The sequence below is a fragment of the Microseira sp. BLCC-F43 genome (assembly GCF_041929235.1).
GTDB lineage: Bacteria > Cyanobacteriota > Cyanobacteriia > Cyanobacteriales > Aerosakkonemataceae > Microseira.
The window spans coordinates 1-2,564 of the sequence record NZ_JBHFNP010000046.1; the positions used below are offsets into that span (position 1 = coordinate 1).

A 2,564-nucleotide genomic window follows, 5' to 3' on the forward strand; every position below is an offset into this window, starting at 1 on the left:
GAAAATAGAGCAATTACCCCTATTGAACCCGGTCGAAAGACAGCAATTACTATCACCAGAAAATAATTGGGTGAGAGAAATTGGGGTGAATCAATGCGTTCATCAATTGTTTGAGGAGCAGGTGGCGCGTACTCCGGATGCAGTGGCGGTAGTGTTTGAAGAACAACAACTCACTTACCAAGAGTTAAACAGCAAAGCTAATCAACTTGCACATTACCTGATCGCTCAGGGTGTGGGTCCAGAGGTGTTAGTGGGTATCTGTGTCGATCGTTCGATAGAAATGATTGTCGGATTGTTGGCAATTCTCAAAGCTGGTGGTGCTTATGTACCCTTAGATCCAAGATATCCCAAAGATCGTTTGAGCTACTTGTTGAGTGATTCCCAAGTGTCGATGTTACTCACTCAGTCAAGATTAGTGGACTTGTTAGGGAAGAATCAGAGACAGATTTTATGTTTGGATACAGACTGGGAAACGATCAGCTCTTTCAGCCGAGAGAATCTCGATCGTAATACTTCGCCAAATCACTTGGCTTATGCGATCTACACTTCTGGGTCTACAGGAAAACCTAAAGGGGTTTTGGTCAACCATCAGAATCTAGTTCGTTTATTTACCGCCACTCACTCTTGGTTTCAATTTGATGCAAATGACGTGTGGACATTATTCCACTCCTACGCCTTCGACTTTTCCGTCTGGGAAATTTGGGGCGCTTTACTGTACGGCGGACGTCTAATTATAGTTCCCTATTGGGTGAGTCGAGACCCCTCAGCCTTTTACACTCTACTGACCCAGCAACGAGTGACTGTTCTTAACCAAACTCCATCCGCTTTTCGCCAATTGATGCGGGTAGAAGAGCTGGCAGACACTGGTGAATCAAAACTTAGCTTACGTTTGGTCATTTTAGGTGGAGAAGCATTAGTTTTGCCAAGCTTGCAACCTTGGTTTGAACGACACGGAGATCGGTTGCCTCAATTAGTCAATATGTACGGAATAACAGAGACAACTGTACACGTTACCTATCAACCCCTAACAATAGCCGATCTCAATCGTAGGGGCAGTATCATCGGTCGTCCAATTCCTGACTTACAGGTGTATATATTAGATAAGCACCTACAGCCTGTACCTCGTGGAGCCCGGGGTGAGATGTATATTGGGGGTGCTGGTGTAGTTCGAGGCTATTTGAATCGCCCTGAACTCACTGCTGAACGATTTATTCTTAATCCTTTTAGCACACAACCCAATACACGTCTCTACAAAACGGGCGATTGGGGACGCTACAACGCTGATGGTAGTCTTGAGTACCTCGAACGCATCGATAACCAAGTGAAGATTCGGGGCTTCCGCCTTGAGTTGGGAGAGATCGAAGCGGTGTTAAGTCAACACGCCGCAGTGGCAGAAACGGTAGTGGTTGTTCGGGAAGATGAGCCTGATGACAAGCGATTAGTGGCTTATATTGTCCCAGATCGGCAATGTGCGTTTACCGTTTGGCAACTACTTCGTTACGAAAAAGAGGGTCTGTTGGCTACCCATCGGCAGTACGAGTTGCCAAATGGAATGGCAATCATCCACTTGAATAAGAATGAAACAGACTTTGTATATCAGGAAATCTTTAAAGATCGGTCTTATTTGCGTCATGGTATTTCAATTAATGATGGAGATTGCATCTTTGATGTGGGGGCAAACATCGGCTTATTTACACTCTTTATAGCTCAAAATTACAAAAATGTAGTTATTTACGCATTTGAGCCTATACCCCCTATTTTTGAAGTCTTACGCTTGAACACAGGACTTTATAGCTTCAACAACAATATTCGGTTATTTGACTATGGTTTATCCCGTGAAGCCAAGCGCGCTCGCTTCACTTATTATCCTTATGTTTCTGTAATTTCTGGATGCTATGCCAATAGCAAAGATGAGCAAGAGGTGATTAAATTGTCCTTGCTCAATCAGCAACAAATTGCAGCAAATGAGACAGCAATATCGAATGAGGAGATGAACGATCTGCTGACAGAGCGATTACAAAGTCAGGATTTCAGTTGCCCTTTAAAAACGATTTCTGAAGTGATTCGTGAAAATGGCATTACTCAGATCGATTTGCTCAAGATTGATGTGGAGAAAAGTGAACTGGATGTACTTGCGGGTATTCAGGAGGATGATTGGCAAAAAATCAGGCAGATTGTTGTAGAGGTACACGATATTGATGGGCGGCTGGAGTGTATGACAGTGCTGCTCGAAAACCACGGCTACAATTTGGCGATTGAGCAAGATACCTTACTCAAAGATACTGGACTCTACACTATCTATGCTGTACGTCCGTCTAAGGTTGGGGAGATTTCAAATGAAACGAGCAACAAGTTAACGGCTCGGCCAGAGTTGATGTGGAGAAGCGCACATCTTCTGGTTAATGATATTCGGCAGTATATACAGGCAAAACTACCAGAATACATGATACCAACAAGTTTCATGCTGCTAGAAAAACTGCCATTAACTCCGAGTGGAAAAATAAACCGTCAAGCACTACCAACAGTAGCAGCCCAACAGATGGGTGCAAAAGAAATAGTCCCAG

1 protein-coding gene is annotated in these 2,564 nt (G+C 43.9%); it reads left to right on the forward strand.

Annotation, left to right across the window (positions count from 1 at the left end):
• Nucleotides 1-22: 22 nt before the first annotated feature.
• On the forward strand, nt 23-2,564 hold a 2,542-nt coding region (locus ACE1CM_RS08760; protein WP_374877028.1), incomplete at its 3' end, for an amino acid adenylation domain-containing protein.